Below are 14,705 nucleotides of genomic sequence, written 5' to 3'. Positions count from 1 at the left end.
ATGGCAGCACGCCCACGACGGATGCGCGTACGGCTGCGGGCCCGGGCGGTGGCGGCGGCCCTGCTGGCCGTCGCCGCGCCGGCCGCCGCCTGGGGCGGGTGGTCCTGGTACGCGGCGGCGCACGACGACGCAGCCGCCCGGGCCCGGACCCGGGACGCCGTCCTGGCGGCCGGGGAGCAGGCGGTGCAGAACCTGAACACCCTCGACCACGCCGACCTCGACCACGGCCTGGACCTCTGGGAGAGCTCGACCGCGGGTGACCTGCACGCCCAACTCGTCCAGGGCCGGGCCGAGTTCGCCAAACAGGTCGAACAGGCCGGGTCGGTCACCAGCGCCCGCATCCTCTCCGCGGCGGTGACCGAACTGGACCAGCAGGCCGGCCGCGCGGCCGTCCTGGTCGCCGTCCGGATCACCGTGCAGACCCCGCAGGCGCCGCAGCCCGCCACCAAGGACAGCCGGATGCTCGGCGAGCTGACCCGGACCGCCGACGGCTGGAAGCTCAGCGCCCTCGGCCAGGCACCGATGGGCACCACCGCGCCCACCGCCTCACCCACCCCGCCGGCACCGACCCCGCCGGCACCCACCCCGTCGGCCCCCGCCCACTGAACGCCGCCCGCCCGTACCGCCGGCAGGAGAGGACCACCGCGCGCATGTCGTCGACGACCCGCCACCTGATCAACCGCCAACGGCGCCTGGCCGCGGTGGCGACCACGGCCGCCCCGGCCCGCACCCGTCCGGCCCCGGATCCCGCCCTGCCGGATCCCGTCCCGTCGGAGGCCGCCCGCCGGGGGCCCGCCCGGCCGCGCCGCAGCCCGGTCACCGCGCTGCTGCTGGCCGCCGCGCTGCTACTGGGCGGCTTCGGCACCTGGGCCGCCCTGGCCGGGGCCGAGCTGCGGGCGGATTCGCCGGGGCACAACTCCGCGCTCACCGACGCCGTACGCACCAGCGAGGTGAAGGGCGCGGTCACCGAGGCCGTCAACGCCCTCTTCTCGTACAGCTACGCCGACCCGGGCCGCTCCGACCAGGCGGCGCAGCGCCTGCTCACCGGCCGAGCCGTCCAGCAGCACGCGACACTGCTCGCCCAGGTCAAGGCCCAGGCGGCGGCGAAGAAGCTGGTGCTCACCACCACGGTCACCGACAGCGCCGTGCAGACCCTGGAGGGCGACCGGGCCAGAGTGATCGTCTTCGCCGACCAGCGGAACACCAGCACCGCCGAGGGCGCCACCGACGGCGCGGCCTACTCGGCCGCGATGTTCGCGGTGGAGGCCGTCCACCAGGGCGGCGGCTGGCGGATCGAGAACATCGACACCTTCGGCCGGTAGGGGATGCCCCCACCGGCGGCGCAGCCGGCCCTCACCGGGGTGCGGCGAAGACCTGGGTCCACCAGGGGCCGCCCGCGCCGAAGTTGACGCCGATCCCGATCTCCTTGAAGTCGCAGTTGAGGATGTTCTCGCGGTGGGCGGGGCTGTGCATCCAGTCGTCCATCACGGCGGCCGGGTCGGCCTGGCCGTAGGCGATGTTCTCGCCCCAGGAGCTCCAGTGGTAGCCCGCCGCCTCGATCCGGGAGTCGGCGTGGTGGCCCTCCGGGTCGGCGTGTTCGAAGTAGTGCCGGGCGACCATGTCGTCGGAGTGCTGCTGGGCCGCCGCGTTGAGCTTGGTGTTGAGCGTCAGCGGGCCGCAACCGGCCTTCGCCCGTTCGGCGTTGACCAGGTCGGTGACCTGCGAGACGAAGTCGGCGGTCCTGCCGCTGGGGGTGCCCTGTCCGGCGGCGGCCGGTTTCGCCGCGGGCTGCCTGGCCGCGGTGGGGGCGGCCGCGTCGGCGGCCTTGGCGGCCGGCTTCGCTGCGGCGGTGGTGGCCGGTGCCGCTGTCGACGGCGTGGCGGTCGGCGTGGCCGTGGACGGCGTGGCGGCGGGCGACGGCGAGGCGGTGGGGCCGGTGGTGGCCGGGCCGCCCTGCGTGGACAGGCCCGCCGTGGTGTCGGTGCCCGCCGGGGCGAGGTCGAGCGCGGCGGCGGCCGTGCCGGCCCCGGCCCTGGCGCTGCCCGACCGGTCGGGGCCGAACAGGGTGTACCCGCCGCCGGCGATCACGGCGAGGGCGGCCGTGCCCGCGATGGCGCCGAGTACCCGCGGCCCGGCCGACGGCTTGCGCCGGTGCCCGGCCGAGGACGCGGCCCGCCGCCGTCGCCCGCCGTCGCCCTGGCCGGGGCCGGTGTCTCCCGGTCCGCCCCGGAAGGTGTCGTTCATGTGTCCGCCTCGTCTGTGGGGGATCCCGCTGGGCGGGATCCCGTCGTCGCTTCCACAGATGGGAGATCCATCGGCGAGGGACAGATAACAGATTCGGTCGCCGGACTTCGCGAACGTGCCCTGTTCCGACCGGTATTGGCGGATCCGGCCGCCGAATTCGGTGCCCGCTGCGGGCGGCGGCTACCGTCCGGCGAGGCCGACCCGGCGGGCCCAGAGCACCAGCGGAAGCTGGAGCGGCAGCCGCCCGATCGCCGCCGCCCGCAGCGGGGCCGGATGGTCGCGCCAGTCCACCGCCATCTTGACGTTGGCGGGGAAGACGGCGACGAACAGGCCCGCGGCGGCCTGCGCCCCCACCCGCCTGGTCCTGGGCAGCGCCACCGCGGCCCCGATCGCCAGCTCGGCGACCCCGCTGGCGTACGTCCAGGCGCGAGGGGTGCCGGGCAGGGAGCGGGGCACGATGGCGTCGAACGGCTTCGGGGCGGCGAAGTGGGCGACGCCCGAGCCGAGCAGCAGCCCGGCGAGCAGCCGGGCCGAGCGTGCGGAGCTGCGGGCGGGGGTGCGGGCGGACGGTCCGGCCTGGGCCATAGGGGTCCCACCTTCGTGGAGGACGGTGACGGGCACGATTGATTACCGGCCAGTAGCTTCGCCCGCCCGGCCCGTCACGTCAATGACCGCCCCGGGACCGGACCGGACCGGACCGGACCGCACCGGACCCGGCGCCCGGGCCGTCCGCCTCGCCGCCACCCGGCCGGGTGGCGATCACCACCGTCGAGTACAGCTCCTCGGAGCTCGCCACCCGGGCGGTCAGCCCGCTGCGGACCACCACCGCCACCGCCTCCGGCGTCTGCCGCTCACTGGTCTCGAACAGCAGGTGCCCGCCCGGCGCCAGCCACCGCGGCGCCTCGGCGGCCACCCGGCGCAGCACGTCGAGGCCGTCCGCACCGCCGTCCAGCGCCACCCGCGCCTCGTGCTCCCGGGCCTCCGCCGGGAGCAGCCCGATCTCCCCGGTCGGCACGTACGGCACGTTGGCCAGCAGGATCCGCACCCGGCCGCGCAGCCCGGCGGGCAGCGGCCCGTACAGGTCGCCCTGGAACACCCGGTCGGCGGGCAGGTTGCGCCGGGCGCAGCGCACCGCGGCGGGGTCCACGTCGGCGGCGTACAGGTTGAGGCCGGGCGTCGCCGCCGCCAGGGCCGCGCCGAGCGCGCCCGAGCCGCAGCACAGGTCGACCACCACCGCCCCCGGCGGGGCCAGTGCGGCCGCCTGCTCGACCAGGAACTCGGTCCGGCGCCGGGGTACGAACACCCCCGGGTCCACGGCGATCCGCAGGCCCCGGAACCCGGCCCAGCCCACCACGTGTTCCAGCGGGAGACCGGCCACCCGCCGGTCCACCAGGGCGGACAGGTCGGCGGGGGAGCGCGCGGCGGACAGCAACAGCCCGGCCTCCTCCTCGGCGAACACACAGCCCGCCGCGCGGAGCCGGCCGACGACGGCGGCGAAAACGGGAGAGGACGAGGAGGGAGGGAACGAGAGAGGTGACGACGGAGCAGACACGAAGAGCCTTCCGGGGAACCGAAGGGCGCTCCCTCGGCCGCTACGCCTCGACGGGCGTACGACCGGGAGTGGAGAGCACCCAGCCAGACACAGCGGTAATGGGTCTCACCTCCTCGACCGGAGCGGCGCTCTCGCCGCATGGGTTCGTAACAGTACAGGACCGGCCGCGCCCGGTGACCGGGCGCCGCCGGTGCCCCCGGGACAGGCGCTAGGTTGGCAGCCATGACCACCCCCGCCGCCCACCGCGTCGCCGCCGACGACCAGGGCACCCGGCTGCGCCTCGGCGAGGTGCGCCGGGTGGTCTCGCTGGTGCCGTCGCTGACCGAGGCGGTGGCCGCCACCGCCCCCGGACTGCTGGTCGGCGCCACCGACTGGTGCACCCACCCCGCCGAGCTGGACGTGGTCCGGATCGGCGGCACCAAGAACCCGGACACCGCCAGGATCGCCGCCCTGCGGCCCGACCTGGTGATCGCCAACGAGGAGGAGAACCGGGCCGCCGACCTCGCCGCGCTGCGCAGCCTGGGCCTGCCGGTCTGGGTCACCGAGATCCGCACCCTCGACCAGGCGCTCGGCTCGCTGGAGCGCCTGCTCACCATCGCCTGCGGCCTGCCCTCGCCGCCCTGGCTGGAGCGCGCGGGGGCGGCCTGGCGGGCCCTGCCCGAGCCGGCCGGGCCGCCGCGCCGCGCGGTGGTGCCGATCTGGCGGCGGCCGTGGATGGTGCTGGGCCGCGACACCTTCGCCGGCGACCTGCTGCGCCGGCTCGGCGTCGAGCACCTGCACGCGGGGCACCCCGAGCGCTACCCGGCCATCCCGATCGGCGAACTGCTGGCGGCCGGACCGGAGTTGGTGGTCCTGCCGGACGAGCCGTACCGCTTCGCGGCCGACGACGGACCGGAGGCGTTCCCCGGCGTGCCCGCGGCACTGGTCAGCGGCCGCCACCTGACCTGGTACGGCCCGTCGCTCGCCGAGGCGCCCGCCGTGCTGGCCGCCCAACTGGCCGCCCGACTGTCCACTCAGCCGGCCGCCGCCGGCCCGGCGCAGCCCGCCGGTCACCGTACGGGGCCCGGCCACCACCGCCGGTCAACGCCGGACGGCCCGCCCGACACCCCGTGCCGCTCCGGCCGCCCTTCCTGACACCTTGCGCGTTGTCCGCCCGCGGCCGCCGCGACTACCGTCCGCGAAGAGCAGCAGCACGGCAACGGCAGCACCGCAACGGACAGGGACCACCATGACCACCGTCAACGGCGGCATCTCCTTCTGGTACGCGCAAGGCGGCGTACCCGCCCCGCGCGCGCCGCTGCCCGGACCGGCTACCGCCGACGTCTGCATCGTGGGCGGCGGCTACACCGGCCTGTGGACGGCCTACTACCTCAAGCGGGCCGCGCCCTCGCTGCGGATCACCGTGCTGGAGCAGCACTTCTGCGGCTACGGCGCGTCCGGCCGCAACGGCGGCTGGCTCTACAACGGCATCGCCGGCCGCGACCGCTACGCCCGCCTGCACGGCCACCAGGCCGCCGTCGACCTCCAGCGGGCGATGAACCGGAGCGTCGCCGAGGTGGTCTCGGTTGCCGGGTCCGAAGGGATCGACGCCGACATCCACACCGGCGGCGTCCTGGAGGTCGCCCGCACCCCGGCCCAACTGGCCAGGCTGAACGCCTTCCACGCCGCCGAGGCCGCGTTCGGGGAGCGCGACCGGCTGCTGCTGGACGCCGCCGGGTCCGCCGCCCGGATCGGGGTGCACGGCACCCTCGGCGGCAGCTGGACGCCGCACGGTGCCCGGATCCACCCCGCCAAGCTGGTCCGCGGACTGGCCCGGGTGGTCGAGGGGCTCGGCGTCAAGATCCACGAGGAGACCCCGGTCACCGAACTCGCCCCCGGCCGCGCCGTCACCCCGCACGGCACCGTACGGGCCCGCTACGTGCTGCGCTGCACCGAGGGCTTCACCGCCTCGGTCCACGGGCAGAAGCGCACCTGGCTGCCGATGAACTCCTCGATGATCGTCACCGAGCCGCTCGCGCCGCACGTCTGGGACGCGATCGGCTGGCAGGGCCGCGAACTGCTCGGCGACACCGCCCACGCCTACATGTACGCCCAGCGCACCGCTGACGGGCGGATCGCGCTCGGCGGCCGCGGCATCCCGTACCGGTACGGCTCACGGACCGACAACGACGGCCGCACCCAGGCCGCCACCGTGGTCGCGCTGCGGGACCTGCTGGTGCGCTTCTTCCCCGCCACCGCCGGCGCGGCCATCGAGCACGCCTGGTCCGGAGTGCTCGGCGTGCCCCGGGACTGGTGCGCGAGCGTGGAGCTGGACCGCGCCTCCGGACTCGGCTGGGCCGGCGGCTACGTCGGCAGCGGTGTCACCACCGCCAACCTCGCCGGCCGCACCCTGCGCGACCTGGTGCTGCTCGACTCCGGCGAGGCCGCCGCCACCGAGCTCACCGCGCTGCCCTGGGTCGGCCACCGGGTCCGGCGCTGGGAGCCCGAACCCTTCCGCTGGCTCGGTGTGCACGCCCTGTACGCGGCCTACCGCGGCGCGGACCGGCGGGAGGCCGCCCGGCAGTCCGCCGGGACCGACCCGGTGGCCCGGCTGGCGGACCTGATCTCCGGCCGCCACTGACCGGAGCAGCGGCCCACCCGCTCGGGCGGCTTCACACCGGCGCGGGCATCCGGACCGTGCGGCGCCCGTCGGCGTTGTGCCGCTCCACCCAGTCCTGGAGCGCGGACCGGCAGGCGTGGTCCAGGTGCCGAACCCCGGCCAGGTCGACCTCGATCGGACGCCCGGCCGGCAGCGACTCCAGGGTCTCGAGCAGCCGGGGGAGCCGCAGGAAGGTGGCGTTGCCGGACAGCCGCACCAGGATGGTCGGCGCCGCACCGGCCGGACCGTTGTCCGTCGCGGGCACCTCGGTGACCTCGGTGTGCAGGTGCGAGGTGTCCCACGCGGACTTCAGCACCGCCAGCAACAGCCCGGCCAGCACCCCTTCGAACAGGTTGGTGACCAGGATCGCGACCGCCGTCGCGGCCAGCACCAGCGCCTCGCCGCGGTGCGAACGCCACAGCGGCAGCAGCGACTTCAACGGGATCAGCTTCGCCCCGGCGTGCACCAGCACCCCGGCCAGGGCGGCCACCGGGATCGCGCCGAGCACCTGCGGCAGGAAGGCCGTGAGCAGCAGCAGCCACCCGCCGTGCAGCACCCGGGAGGCCTTGGTCCGGGCGCCCGCCTGGACGTTGGCGGCGCTGCGCACGATCACGGCGGTCATCGGCAGCGCACCGAGCAGGCCGCAGACCGCGTTGCCCGCGCCCTGGGCGATCAGCTCCCGGTCGAAGTCGGTGCGCGGGCCGTCGTGCAGCCGGTCGACGGCGGCCGCGCTGAACAGGCTCTCGGCCGAGGCGATCAGGGCGAAGGCCAGCACCGTGCCGAGCGCCGCCGCGCCCGCCAGGTCCGCGAACTGCCCGGTCCCCGGCGGCCGGACCACCTTCAGCAGGCCGCTCACCCGGATCCGGCCGACCGGCAGGTCGGCGAGCACGGTGACGGCGGTGGCCAGTGCGACCGCGGCCAGCGGCGCGGGAACGGCCCGGACCCGGGCGGGCAGCCGCCGCCACACCACCAGCAGCAGCACCGTCGAGCCGCCCACGGCCGCGGCGGCCAGCGCGGTGGCGTCCCCGGCGGTGTCGGACGCGAGACCCGGCAGGCCGGCCAGGTTGGCCGGGCCCCGGCCGGGTGCCTTCGCCCCCGCCAGGGCGTACAGCTGACCGGCGATCAGGACCAGGCCGATGCCGGCCAGCATGCCCTGCACCACCGAGAGCGAGATGGCCCGGAACCACCGGCCGAGCCGCAAGGCCCCCATCGCGAGCTGGAGCACCCCGGCGGCGAACACCAGCGCGCCGAGCGTCGGCAGCCCGAACTCGGTGACGGCCTCGTACACGAGGACGGTCAGGCCGGCCGCAGGACCGGAGACCTGGAGGCTGCTGCCGGGCAGCAGGCCGGTGACCAGGCCGCCCACGATGCCGGTGACCAGGCCCAGTTCGGCCGGGACACCGGAGGCGACGGCCACCCCCACGCAGAGCGGGAGGGCGACCAGGAAGACGACCAGGGAGGCGGTGAAGTCCTGGCGCAGGGCGGTGGGAGGAACGGGGAGACGACGAACCATCGGATCCTCGCAGTGCGTCAGAGGCTGCGGAATGTGCAGCGTACGATCGGAATGTGCGAGGCGGCGGAGAAATGCTCGATATGTGATGGGATGACATATGCGGGGTGGTGCACCGTGCGCGAAGTGGATTCCGGCGCTCCGGAGGATCACCCCTGGTCGGGCCCGTCGGTGTCGGCCGATCTCCGGCGCGTCGGTGCACGAGCCACCGGTCGGGTTGCGCCGGAGCGTACGGCAGGCGCCAGGACATGACGGATGGTCAGTTCAGGGGCGGGGGCCCGGTCGGCGGGTCGTACCCGTAGCGCTAGGGTTCGAGGGTGAGTCGACACGTCGTTCTGGGATTCGGGCCCGCCGGGGCCGCCACCGCCCGTGCCCTGGCCGAGCAGGGCCACACCGTACGGGTCGTCACCAGGTCGGGCCGCCCGCCGGAGCCCGGCATCGAGCACCTCGCGCTGGACGCCTCGGACCCCGGTCGGCTGACCGAGGCCGTCCGCGGCGCGGACGCGATCTTCAGCTGCGCGGCTCCGCCCTACCCGCGCTGGGTACGCGACTGGCCGCCGCTGGCGTCCTCGGTGTGCGCGGCGGCCGAGGCGAGCGGCGCGGTCCTGGTGATGCTGGGCAACCTCTACGGCTACGGCCCGGTCGACCGGCCGATGACCGAGGACCTGCCCGCGGCGGCGACCGGCCCCAAGGGGCGGGTCCGGGCCGCCGTCTGGGCGCAGGCACTGGACCTGCACCGGGCGGGCCGGATCAGGGCCGTCGAGGTGCGCGCCTCGGACTTCTTCGGGCCGGGGGTGACCGACGGCGGACACCTCGCCGCGCGGGTGGTGCCGCGCCTGCTGCGCGGCAGGGCGGTCACCGTCCTCGGCGACCCACGGGCCCCGCACAGCTGGACCTACCTCCCGGACGTGGCCCGGGCCATGGTGGAGGCGGCGGGCGAGGAGCGGGCCTGGGGACGCGCCTGGCACGTACCGACCGGACCCGCCCACAGCGCGCAGGAGATGGTGGACCGGCTGGCCGCCGAGGCGGGCACCGGGCCCGTCGCCGTACGGGGACTGTCGCCCGCGGTGCTGGCCGCGGCCTCGCTGGTCTCCCCGATGCTCCGCGAACTGCGCGAGGTCCGCTACCAGTTCGACCGGCCGTTCGTGGTGGACACCGCCGCCTACGAGCGGGCGTTCGCGGTCCGGGCCACCCCGCTCGACGAGCAGATCGGCGCGACCGTCCGGTGGTGGTCGCAGCGGCTCGCCGACGCGCGCTGAGCTCAGAGCGCCTTGTGCATGATGTGCAGTCCGACGTAGCCCTCGGTGGGGTGCAGGAAGCCCTCCGGGAGGGTGCCCAGGACCTCGAAGCCGAGGGAGCGGTAGAGCCTGACGGCGTGTTCGTTGCTCGCCACCACCGCGTTGAACTGCATCGCCCGGAAGCCCGCCGTCCGCGCCCAGTCGACCGTGTACTCGCACAGGGCCCGCCCGACGCCCCGGCCGCCGTGTGCGGGGTCGACCATGTAGCTGGCACTGGCGATGTGGGAGCCGTTGCCCTGGTGGTTGCGGTTCATCTTGGCGGTGCCGAGCACGGTGCCGGCCTCGTCGACGGCGACCACCGTCCGGCTCGGGGCGGGCAGCAGCCACCAGTCCCGGCCCTGCTCCTCGTCGAGGTCGACCGGGAAGGTGAAGGTCTCGCCCGCGGCGACGATCCGGTGGAAGAACGGCCAGATGGCGGGCCAGTCCCCGGCGGTGGCTTCTCTGATCAGCATCCGGACAGGATGCACCGTCGTGCCGCGCCGCGCCACCCGCTTTCGCCGGGGCTCCCGGGGCGTGGTCCGGGCGGCCGGCCGGGTGCCCGGCGGGGCCGCGTAGGGTGGCCGGGTGCCGTTCACGTTCAGTCACCCCGCCGCCGTCCTGCCCCTGCTGAACCGGGGCCGGGCCCGCGGCCGCCTGGTCGCATCGGCGCTGCTCATCGGGTCGATGGCACCGGACCTGCCGTACTTCGCGGGCTCCTTCGCGCTCGGTGACGTCACCCACGCCTGGTGGGGCGTGCCGACCGTGGACGTCGCCGTCACGGCGGTGCTGGCCGCGCTCTGGCACCTGGTGCTGCGCGCCCCGCTGGTGGCACTGCTGCCCGCGCGGTGGGCGGGCGCCGCGGAACTGCTGACGGCGCCCCGGGCCGGGCTGCGCCGCCCCGGCGCCGCCGAGGTGCTGTGGTTCGCGCTGTCCGCCGCGATCGGCGCCGGCACTCACGTCGGCTGGGACGCGTTCACCCACCCCCGCCGCTTCGGCACCCGGCTGATCCCGGTCCTGCAGTCCGGCTCGCTGTTCGGCCGCCCGCTGTACACCACGCTCCAGTACGGCTCGTCCGCCGTCGCGATCGTCCTGCTGGCGGGGTACGCGCTGCGCGAGCTGCGCCGGGCCGCCGATGCCGGCGGCCGGCCCTGCGCCGTGGTGCTCGGCCGGGGCGCCCGCCGACTGGTGCTGGCCGGGACGGCGGTGGCCGCGGTGCTCGGCGCCGGGTACCGGATCGACCGCTGGGCGCGCCCGGGCACCGGGCTCTTCGACCTGATCCCGACCGTGGCGTTCGGTTCGATCGCCGGGGTCGGTGCCGCGCTGCTGTGCTACGCCGTGGTGGCCCGTCGGACGGCGGTCACCGGCCCCTGAGGGCCCCGGCTCCTGAGGGCCCGCCCGGCCCGCCCGGCCGCTCAGCGGACGGCGCGGGCGCGGATCCCGTCGAGCAGCAGGGCGAGGCCGTACTCGAAGCGGTGGTCCGGCGTCCGGGCCGCCCAGTGGCCGATGGCCGCCCCGATGGCGGGGTGGTCCGCGGCCTCCTCGGGGGCGGGCACGGGGGTGCGCCGGGTGGTGGCGAGCTGCTGCTCCCGGCTCTGCTCCTCGATGGTGTGGCCGAGCACGCGGATGGTGGTCCGCTGCCCACGGGGTCTTGACAGGTCTATACCAGCGCGGTTGAGTCACCCTCAGCCCGCGCCGGATCCGAACCCGGTAGGCCCGTCCCCCACCCGGGCCCGCGCTTGGGCAGACCTGTCCTCGAACCCGTGCGGCCCCCACCGCACGAAGGGGTGATCACGTGTCAGTCCGTCGTCTTCTGGCCTTCCTGTCCGCCATCGCGGCCGCGATAGCGCTGGCGGTCGTCCTGCCCTCCTCGGCCTCCTCGGCCGTGGCGTGCGCGACCGCCTGGGACTCCGGCGCCGTCTACACCGGTGGTGCCACCGCCTCGTACAACGGGCACAACTGGTCCGCCAAGTGGTGGACCCAGAACGAGACCCCGGGCGGCGCCTCCGGCGTCTGGGCCGACCATGGCGTCTGCGGCGCGGGCGGCGGCACCACCCCGCCGCCCGGCGGCAGTTGCGACTACCCGTCCTGGGTGGCCGGCCGCACCTACACCACCGGCACCGTGGTGCGGTACACCAACGGCGGTCTGTACCGCGCCACCCACGACAACCCGGGCTACGACCCGGTGATCAGCACCTGGTACTGGGAGCCGTACACCTGCTCCGGCGGCTCCACCACCCCGCCGCCGACCCAGAACCCGGGCGGATTCCCGGTCAGCGAGGCCCAGTTCAACCAGATGTTCCCGAACCGGAACTCCTTCTACACCTACAGCGGCCTGACCGCCGCGCTGAGCGCCTACCCCGGGTTCGCGGCCACCGGCAGTGACACGGTCCGCAAGCAGGAGGCGGCCGCGTTCCTCGCCAACGTCAGCCACGAGGCCGGCGGCCTCGTCTACGTGGTCGAGCAGAACACCGCCAACTACCCGCACTACTGCGACACTTCGCAGCCCTACGGCTGCCCGGCCGGCCAGTCCGCGTACTACGGGCGCGGGCCGATCCAGCTGAGCTGGAACTTCAACTACAAGGCCGCCGGCGACGCCCTGGGCATCGACCTGCTGCACAACCCGAACCTGGTGCAGTCCGACTCGGCGGTGGCCTGGAAGACCGGCCTCTGGTACTGGAACACCCAGAGCGGCCCGGGCACCATGACCCCGCACAACGCCATGGTCAACGGCTACGGCTTCGGCGAGACCATCCGCAGCATCAACGGCAGCCTGGAGTGCAACGGCGGCAACCCCGCCCAGGTGCAGAGCCGGATCAACGCGTACCAGAGCTTCACCCAGCTGCTGGGCGTCACCCCGGGCGCCAACCTGAGCTGCTGACAACGGTGTCGACCGGACCGCCGGGCGGGCAGGCCCCGCCCGGCGGTTCCGCGGCGAAGCACCCCCGCCCAACCCGCGTCAGGGCTCAGGGCGTCAGGTGGCAGACCGCCTCGATGTTGTTGCCGTCGGGGTCGCGGACGAACGCGGCGAAGTAGCCCGGGTGGTACTCGGGCCATTCCCGGGGCGGGTGCAGGGCGTCGCCGCCGGCGGCCGTCGCGGCCGTGAAGAATGCCACCACGGCGGCGCGGTCCGGCGCGCGCAGCGCGATGTGCGTCTCCCGGAAACCCTCCCCGGAGGTCTGCGGGCCGAGCCACAGGGTCGGCACCGGCGGCAGGCCGTAGCCCACCGCGCCGTCGAAGTCCATCAGCCGGCGCCCGCCGAGCGGCTCCAGCACCGCGTCGTAGAAGGCGGTGGCGGCGGCCAGGTCGGCGCACTGGATCGAGATGTGATCGAGCATCCGCCCATCCTGGCGCATCCGGGCCCGCGCCGCCGCCCGCGGCGCGGCGGTGGGTAGGGTCGGCTCCGGCGGGGGCCGTGGTGGCCGCGGCCGCGACGGACAGGGGTGGGGCCGATGGCCGGGACATACGTGTTCGACCAGGTGGGGGAGGGCGAGCGGGCGCGGCTCGCCGCCCTGGAGCAGGTCTACGACGGCGCCACCCGGGACCGGATCGCCGCCCTGGGCGATGCCACGGGCTGGCGCTGCCTGGAGGTCGGCTGCGGCGGCGGTTCGATCGCCCGCTGGCTGGCCACCCGGGTGGGGGCCGGTGGGGAGGTGCTGGCGATCGACCTCGACCTGCGGTTCGCCGCCGCCCATGACCGGCCCAACCTGCGGGTGGAGCGGCACGACGTGACGGCCGGTCCGCTGCCGTCCACCGGCTTCGACCTGGTGCACGCCCGCGCCGTGCTGGAGCACCTGCCGCAGCGCGACGAGGTGCTGCGCACCCTGGCCGACGCGCTGGCGCCCGGCGGGGTGCTGATGGTGGAGGACTTCGACATCGACGGTCCGATGGCGGACGCCGTCGCCCGCTACTGGCCGGCCGGCCACGGCGAGGCGGCGGGCCGGCTGATGGCGGCGCTGCGGGCCGCGTTCGGGGCCGCCGGGGTGGACACCGGCTACGGGCGGCGGCTGCCCGCGCAGCTCGCCGCGCTCGGCCTGACCGGCGTCGGCGGGCAGCTGCACGCACCGCTGCTGCCCGGCGGCACGCCGTTCCTCGGCATGACGCTGGACCGGCTGCGGCCCCGGCTGCTGGCCACCGGCCTGATCACCGAGGCCGAACTCGGCACGGCGATCGAGGTGACACAGCACCAGGACCTCCTCCACGTGCCCAACTTCATGGTGACGGCCTGGGGCCGTCGGGCGGGCTGAGCGCCGCCTCCGGCGCCCCGGCCGCCGCCGCCCGGGCGCGGACCTGCCGGGCCTGCTGCCGGGTCAGCTCCAGCACCAGCCGCACCGTCTCCGGGGCCGCCCCGGCGCTGCCCGCCCCGTACGCGGCGTCCGCGGTGTAGGCCGCCCGGACCAGGCGCAGGTGGCGGCCGCGGAAGGCGAGCAGCGTGCGCAGCAGGCCGGTGACGGCGGCGGCGGAGCGGCGCAGCTGCGGCCGGGGCCGCGGCCCGGCGCTCTCCAGTGCCCGGACCAGCAGGGTGGCCACCGTGGGGCGCCCGGTCTGCCGCCGGTGCAGCAGCGTCCACTCGGGCAGCCCGAAGCTGAGCAACTCCTCCTGGAGCGCCAGGTGTTCGGGGTCCGGCCGGTCGCCGGACCAGAGCAGCCGGTCGACCAGGTGGAGCGGGAGGTGGGCGGCGGCCGGCCCGAACCAGGGCCGCCCGCCGACCCGGACGTCCTCCATGTACGGCCGCAGCCGGGCCATGAAGAAGGCGGCCGGGTCCACCGAGCGCGCCACCTCGGCGACGGCGGCGGGCAGCACCGCGAGGTGACGGGCGGCGGCCTCGCAGCCGTCGGCGAACGCGGCGCCGTCCGGCGGCAGCTCGAGTACCCGGGCGAGCTCCAGTGCGGCACGTTCGACCGCGGGGGCGCCGGTGCGGACCGAGTCGATCAGGGTGTGCTCCTCGGGGGCGCCGGTGAACAGCCGCCGCCGGGGCCCGGCCGGGTTCCAGACGCCGTAGTGCAGCACGGTGTCGCGCGGCGCCATGCCGGTGGACCGGCCCAGCCGCAGCAGGACCGGTTCGGCGGCGGGCACGGCGTCCAGCGGTTCGACCCCGTGGCGGCGCAGCGAGCCGAGCAGCATCCCGAGGTCGCGGACCGCCGCCAGCCGGTCGGGGAGTGCGGCGCGGTCGGACCGGGTGTCCCGGGCGGCGGTGGCCAGCCCGTCCAGTGCCCCTGCGAGGGCCACGGTGTCGGCCCGCGCGTTGAGGGCCGGCAGGGCGGCGAGCACGGGGTCCGCCGCCAGCGGGTCGCGCCTCGCCACCGCCGCGCAGAACGCGCTGTCGAGCTCCATCCGCCCCACCTCCCCGCCGGGCATCGTCGCACGGCGGCCGGTGGGTGGCCGTCAGATGGGGTGGCGGAAGGAGGAGTCGGGGGGCCGCGCCGGCGGGCAGCCCCGCGACCGGGAGGAGCTCGCAAGAGGCGTTGGGAAGGGGTAGGGGCCCCC

General features: G+C 76.0%; 15 protein-coding genes and 1 pseudogene. 8 read left to right on the top strand and 8 right to left on the bottom strand.

Annotated features, from left to right (window positions below; all coding sequences use genetic code 11):
• Both AB0D08_RS16450 and AB0D08_RS16445 read left to right on the top strand, forming a co-directional pair.
• On the top strand, positions 1–606 hold the full coding sequence (locus tag AB0D08_RS16450; RefSeq protein WP_359889376.1) for a hypothetical protein: 606 nt from the start codon (positions 1–3) through the stop codon (positions 604–606).
• Between the two features lie 44 nt (positions 607–650).
• Positions 651–1,322 carry a hypothetical protein gene (locus AB0D08_RS16445; protein ID WP_359889373.1) on the top strand — a complete coding sequence of 224 codons (672 nt, stop codon included), beginning with the start codon at positions 651–653 and terminating at the stop codon, positions 1,320–1,322.
• 31 nt (positions 1,323–1,353) lie between these two features.
• Here the strand turns inward: AB0D08_RS16445 and AB0D08_RS16440 are convergent, their stop codons facing one another.
• The 3 genes from AB0D08_RS16440 to AB0D08_RS16430 form a co-directional block, all read right to left on the bottom strand.
• Positions 1,354–2,244: a CAP domain-containing protein gene (locus AB0D08_RS16440; protein WP_359889371.1), complete on the bottom strand. Its 891-nt coding sequence runs from the start codon at positions 2,242–2,244 to the stop codon at positions 1,354–1,356.
• Between the two features lie 180 nt (positions 2,245–2,424).
• Entirely contained in the window at positions 2,425–2,829 is a 405-nt protein-coding gene (locus AB0D08_RS16435) for a MauE/DoxX family redox-associated membrane protein (protein ID WP_359889368.1), read from the bottom strand.
• A 79-nt stretch (positions 2,830–2,908) separates the two neighbouring features.
• Entirely contained in the window at positions 2,909–3,796 is an 888-nt protein-coding gene (locus AB0D08_RS16430) for a putative protein N(5)-glutamine methyltransferase (RefSeq protein WP_359889365.1), read from the bottom strand.
• A gap of 222 nt (positions 3,797–4,018) precedes the next feature.
• Here AB0D08_RS16430 and AB0D08_RS16425 point away from each other — a divergent pair.
• Together AB0D08_RS16425 and AB0D08_RS16420 are read left to right on the top strand one after the other, a co-directional pair.
• Positions 4,019–4,792 (top strand): annotated as a pseudogene (locus AB0D08_RS16425) (helical backbone metal receptor); the annotation flags it as partial.
• Positions 4,793–5,024: 232 nt separating this feature from the next.
• Positions 5,025–6,416, top strand: a complete 1,392-nt coding sequence (locus tag AB0D08_RS16420; protein ID WP_359889362.1) for an FAD-dependent oxidoreductase — start codon at positions 5,025–5,027, stop codon at positions 6,414–6,416.
• Positions 6,417–6,447: 31 nt separating this feature from the next.
• Here AB0D08_RS16420 and AB0D08_RS16415 read toward each other — a convergent pair whose 3' ends face one another.
• Positions 6,448–7,947: a SulP family inorganic anion transporter gene (locus tag AB0D08_RS16415; RefSeq protein WP_359889359.1), complete on the bottom strand. Its 1,500-nt coding sequence runs from the start codon at positions 7,945–7,947 to the stop codon at positions 6,448–6,450.
• A 314-nt stretch (positions 7,948–8,261) separates the two neighbouring features.
• Here AB0D08_RS16415 and AB0D08_RS16410 point away from each other — a divergent pair, with 314 nt between their 5' ends.
• On the top strand, positions 8,262–9,203 hold the full coding sequence (locus AB0D08_RS16410; protein ID WP_033823981.1) for an NAD-dependent epimerase/dehydratase family protein: 942 nt from the start codon (positions 8,262–8,264) through the stop codon (positions 9,201–9,203).
• 2 nt (positions 9,204–9,205) lie between these two features.
• Here the strand turns inward: AB0D08_RS16410 and AB0D08_RS16405 are convergent, their stop codons facing one another.
• Complete coding sequence (locus AB0D08_RS16405) at positions 9,206–9,694, bottom strand: GNAT family N-acetyltransferase (protein ID WP_033823982.1); 489 nt, start codon at positions 9,692–9,694, stop codon at positions 9,206–9,208.
• A gap of 112 nt (positions 9,695–9,806) precedes the next feature.
• Between AB0D08_RS16405 and AB0D08_RS16400 the strand changes: the two genes are divergently transcribed.
• Entirely contained in the window at positions 9,807–10,592 is a 786-nt protein-coding gene (locus AB0D08_RS16400; protein ID WP_359889356.1) for a DUF4184 family protein, read from the top strand.
• Between the two features lie 41 nt (positions 10,593–10,633).
• On the opposite strand, the gene AB0D08_RS16395 is transcribed toward AB0D08_RS16400, so the two are convergent.
• Positions 10,634–10,840, bottom strand: a complete 207-nt coding sequence (locus AB0D08_RS16395; protein ID WP_033823983.1) for a TetR/AcrR family transcriptional regulator C-terminal domain-containing protein — start codon at positions 10,838–10,840, stop codon at positions 10,634–10,636.
• A 173-nt stretch (positions 10,841–11,013) separates the two neighbouring features.
• Between AB0D08_RS16395 and AB0D08_RS16390 the strand changes: the two genes are divergently transcribed.
• On the top strand, positions 11,014–12,099 hold the full coding sequence (locus AB0D08_RS16390) for a glycoside hydrolase family 19 protein (RefSeq protein WP_359889353.1): 1,086 nt from the start codon (positions 11,014–11,016) through the stop codon (positions 12,097–12,099).
• Positions 12,100–12,184: 85 nt separating this feature from the next.
• Here AB0D08_RS16390 and AB0D08_RS16385 read toward each other — a convergent pair whose 3' ends face one another.
• Positions 12,185–12,556, bottom strand: coding sequence for a VOC family protein (locus AB0D08_RS16385; protein WP_033823985.1), 372 nt, complete (start codon positions 12,554–12,556; stop codon positions 12,185–12,187).
• Between the two features lie 114 nt (positions 12,557–12,670).
• Here AB0D08_RS16385 and AB0D08_RS16380 point away from each other — a divergent pair, with 114 nt between their 5' ends.
• The gene (locus tag AB0D08_RS16380; protein ID WP_359889350.1) at positions 12,671–13,465 is read left to right on the top strand and encodes a methyltransferase domain-containing protein; all 795 of its coding nucleotides are present in this window, start codon (positions 12,671–12,673) and stop codon (positions 13,463–13,465) included.
• Here the strand turns inward: AB0D08_RS16380 and AB0D08_RS16375 are convergent.
• The gene (locus tag AB0D08_RS16375) at positions 13,431–14,552 is read right to left on the bottom strand and encodes a monodechloroaminopyrrolnitrin synthase PrnB family protein (protein ID WP_359889347.1); all 1,122 of its coding nucleotides are present in this window, start codon (positions 14,550–14,552) and stop codon (positions 13,431–13,433) included. The genes AB0D08_RS16380 and AB0D08_RS16375 overlap by 35 nt on opposite strands.
• Between the last annotated feature and the right edge of the window lie 153 nt (positions 14,553–14,705).

Source organism: Kitasatospora sp. NPDC048540 (assembly GCF_040651175.1).
GTDB lineage: Bacteria > Actinomycetota > Actinomycetes > Streptomycetales > Streptomycetaceae > Kitasatospora.
This window is presented reverse-complemented; position numbering and strand designations above follow the sequence as displayed.

What these genes read in the sequence shown, in the direction of transcription:
- AB0D08_RS16450 (WP_359889376.1), top strand. Translation starts at nt 1, where the DNA reads ATGGCAGCACGCCCACGACGGATGCGCGTACGGCTGCGGGCCCGGGCG.
- AB0D08_RS16445 (WP_359889373.1), top strand. Translation starts at nt 651, where the DNA reads ATGTCGTCGACGACCCGCCACCTGATCAACCGCCAACGGCGCCTGGCC.
- AB0D08_RS16440 (WP_359889371.1), bottom strand. Translation starts at nt 2,244, where the DNA reads ATGAACGACACCTTCCGGGGCGGACCGGGAGACACCGGCCCCGGCCAG.
- AB0D08_RS16435 (WP_359889368.1), bottom strand. Translation starts at nt 2,829, where the DNA reads ATGGCCCAGGCCGGACCGTCCGCCCGCACCCCCGCCCGCAGCTCCGCA.
- AB0D08_RS16420 (WP_359889362.1), top strand. Translation starts at nt 5,025, where the DNA reads ATGACCACCGTCAACGGCGGCATCTCCTTCTGGTACGCGCAAGGCGGC.
- AB0D08_RS16415 (WP_359889359.1), bottom strand. Translation starts at nt 7,947, where the DNA reads ATGGTTCGTCGTCTCCCCGTTCCTCCCACCGCCCTGCGCCAGGACTTC.
- AB0D08_RS16405 (WP_033823982.1), bottom strand. Translation starts at nt 9,694, where the DNA reads ATGCTGATCAGAGAAGCCACCGCCGGGGACTGGCCCGCCATCTGGCCG.
- AB0D08_RS16385 (WP_033823985.1), bottom strand. Translation starts at nt 12,556, where the DNA reads ATGCTCGATCACATCTCGATCCAGTGCGCCGACCTGGCCGCCGCCACC.
- AB0D08_RS16380 (WP_359889350.1), top strand. Translation starts at nt 12,671, where the DNA reads ATGGCCGGGACATACGTGTTCGACCAGGTGGGGGAGGGCGAGCGGGCG.
- AB0D08_RS16375 (WP_359889347.1), bottom strand. Translation starts at nt 14,552, where the DNA reads ATGGAGCTCGACAGCGCGTTCTGCGCGGCGGTGGCGAGGCGCGACCCG.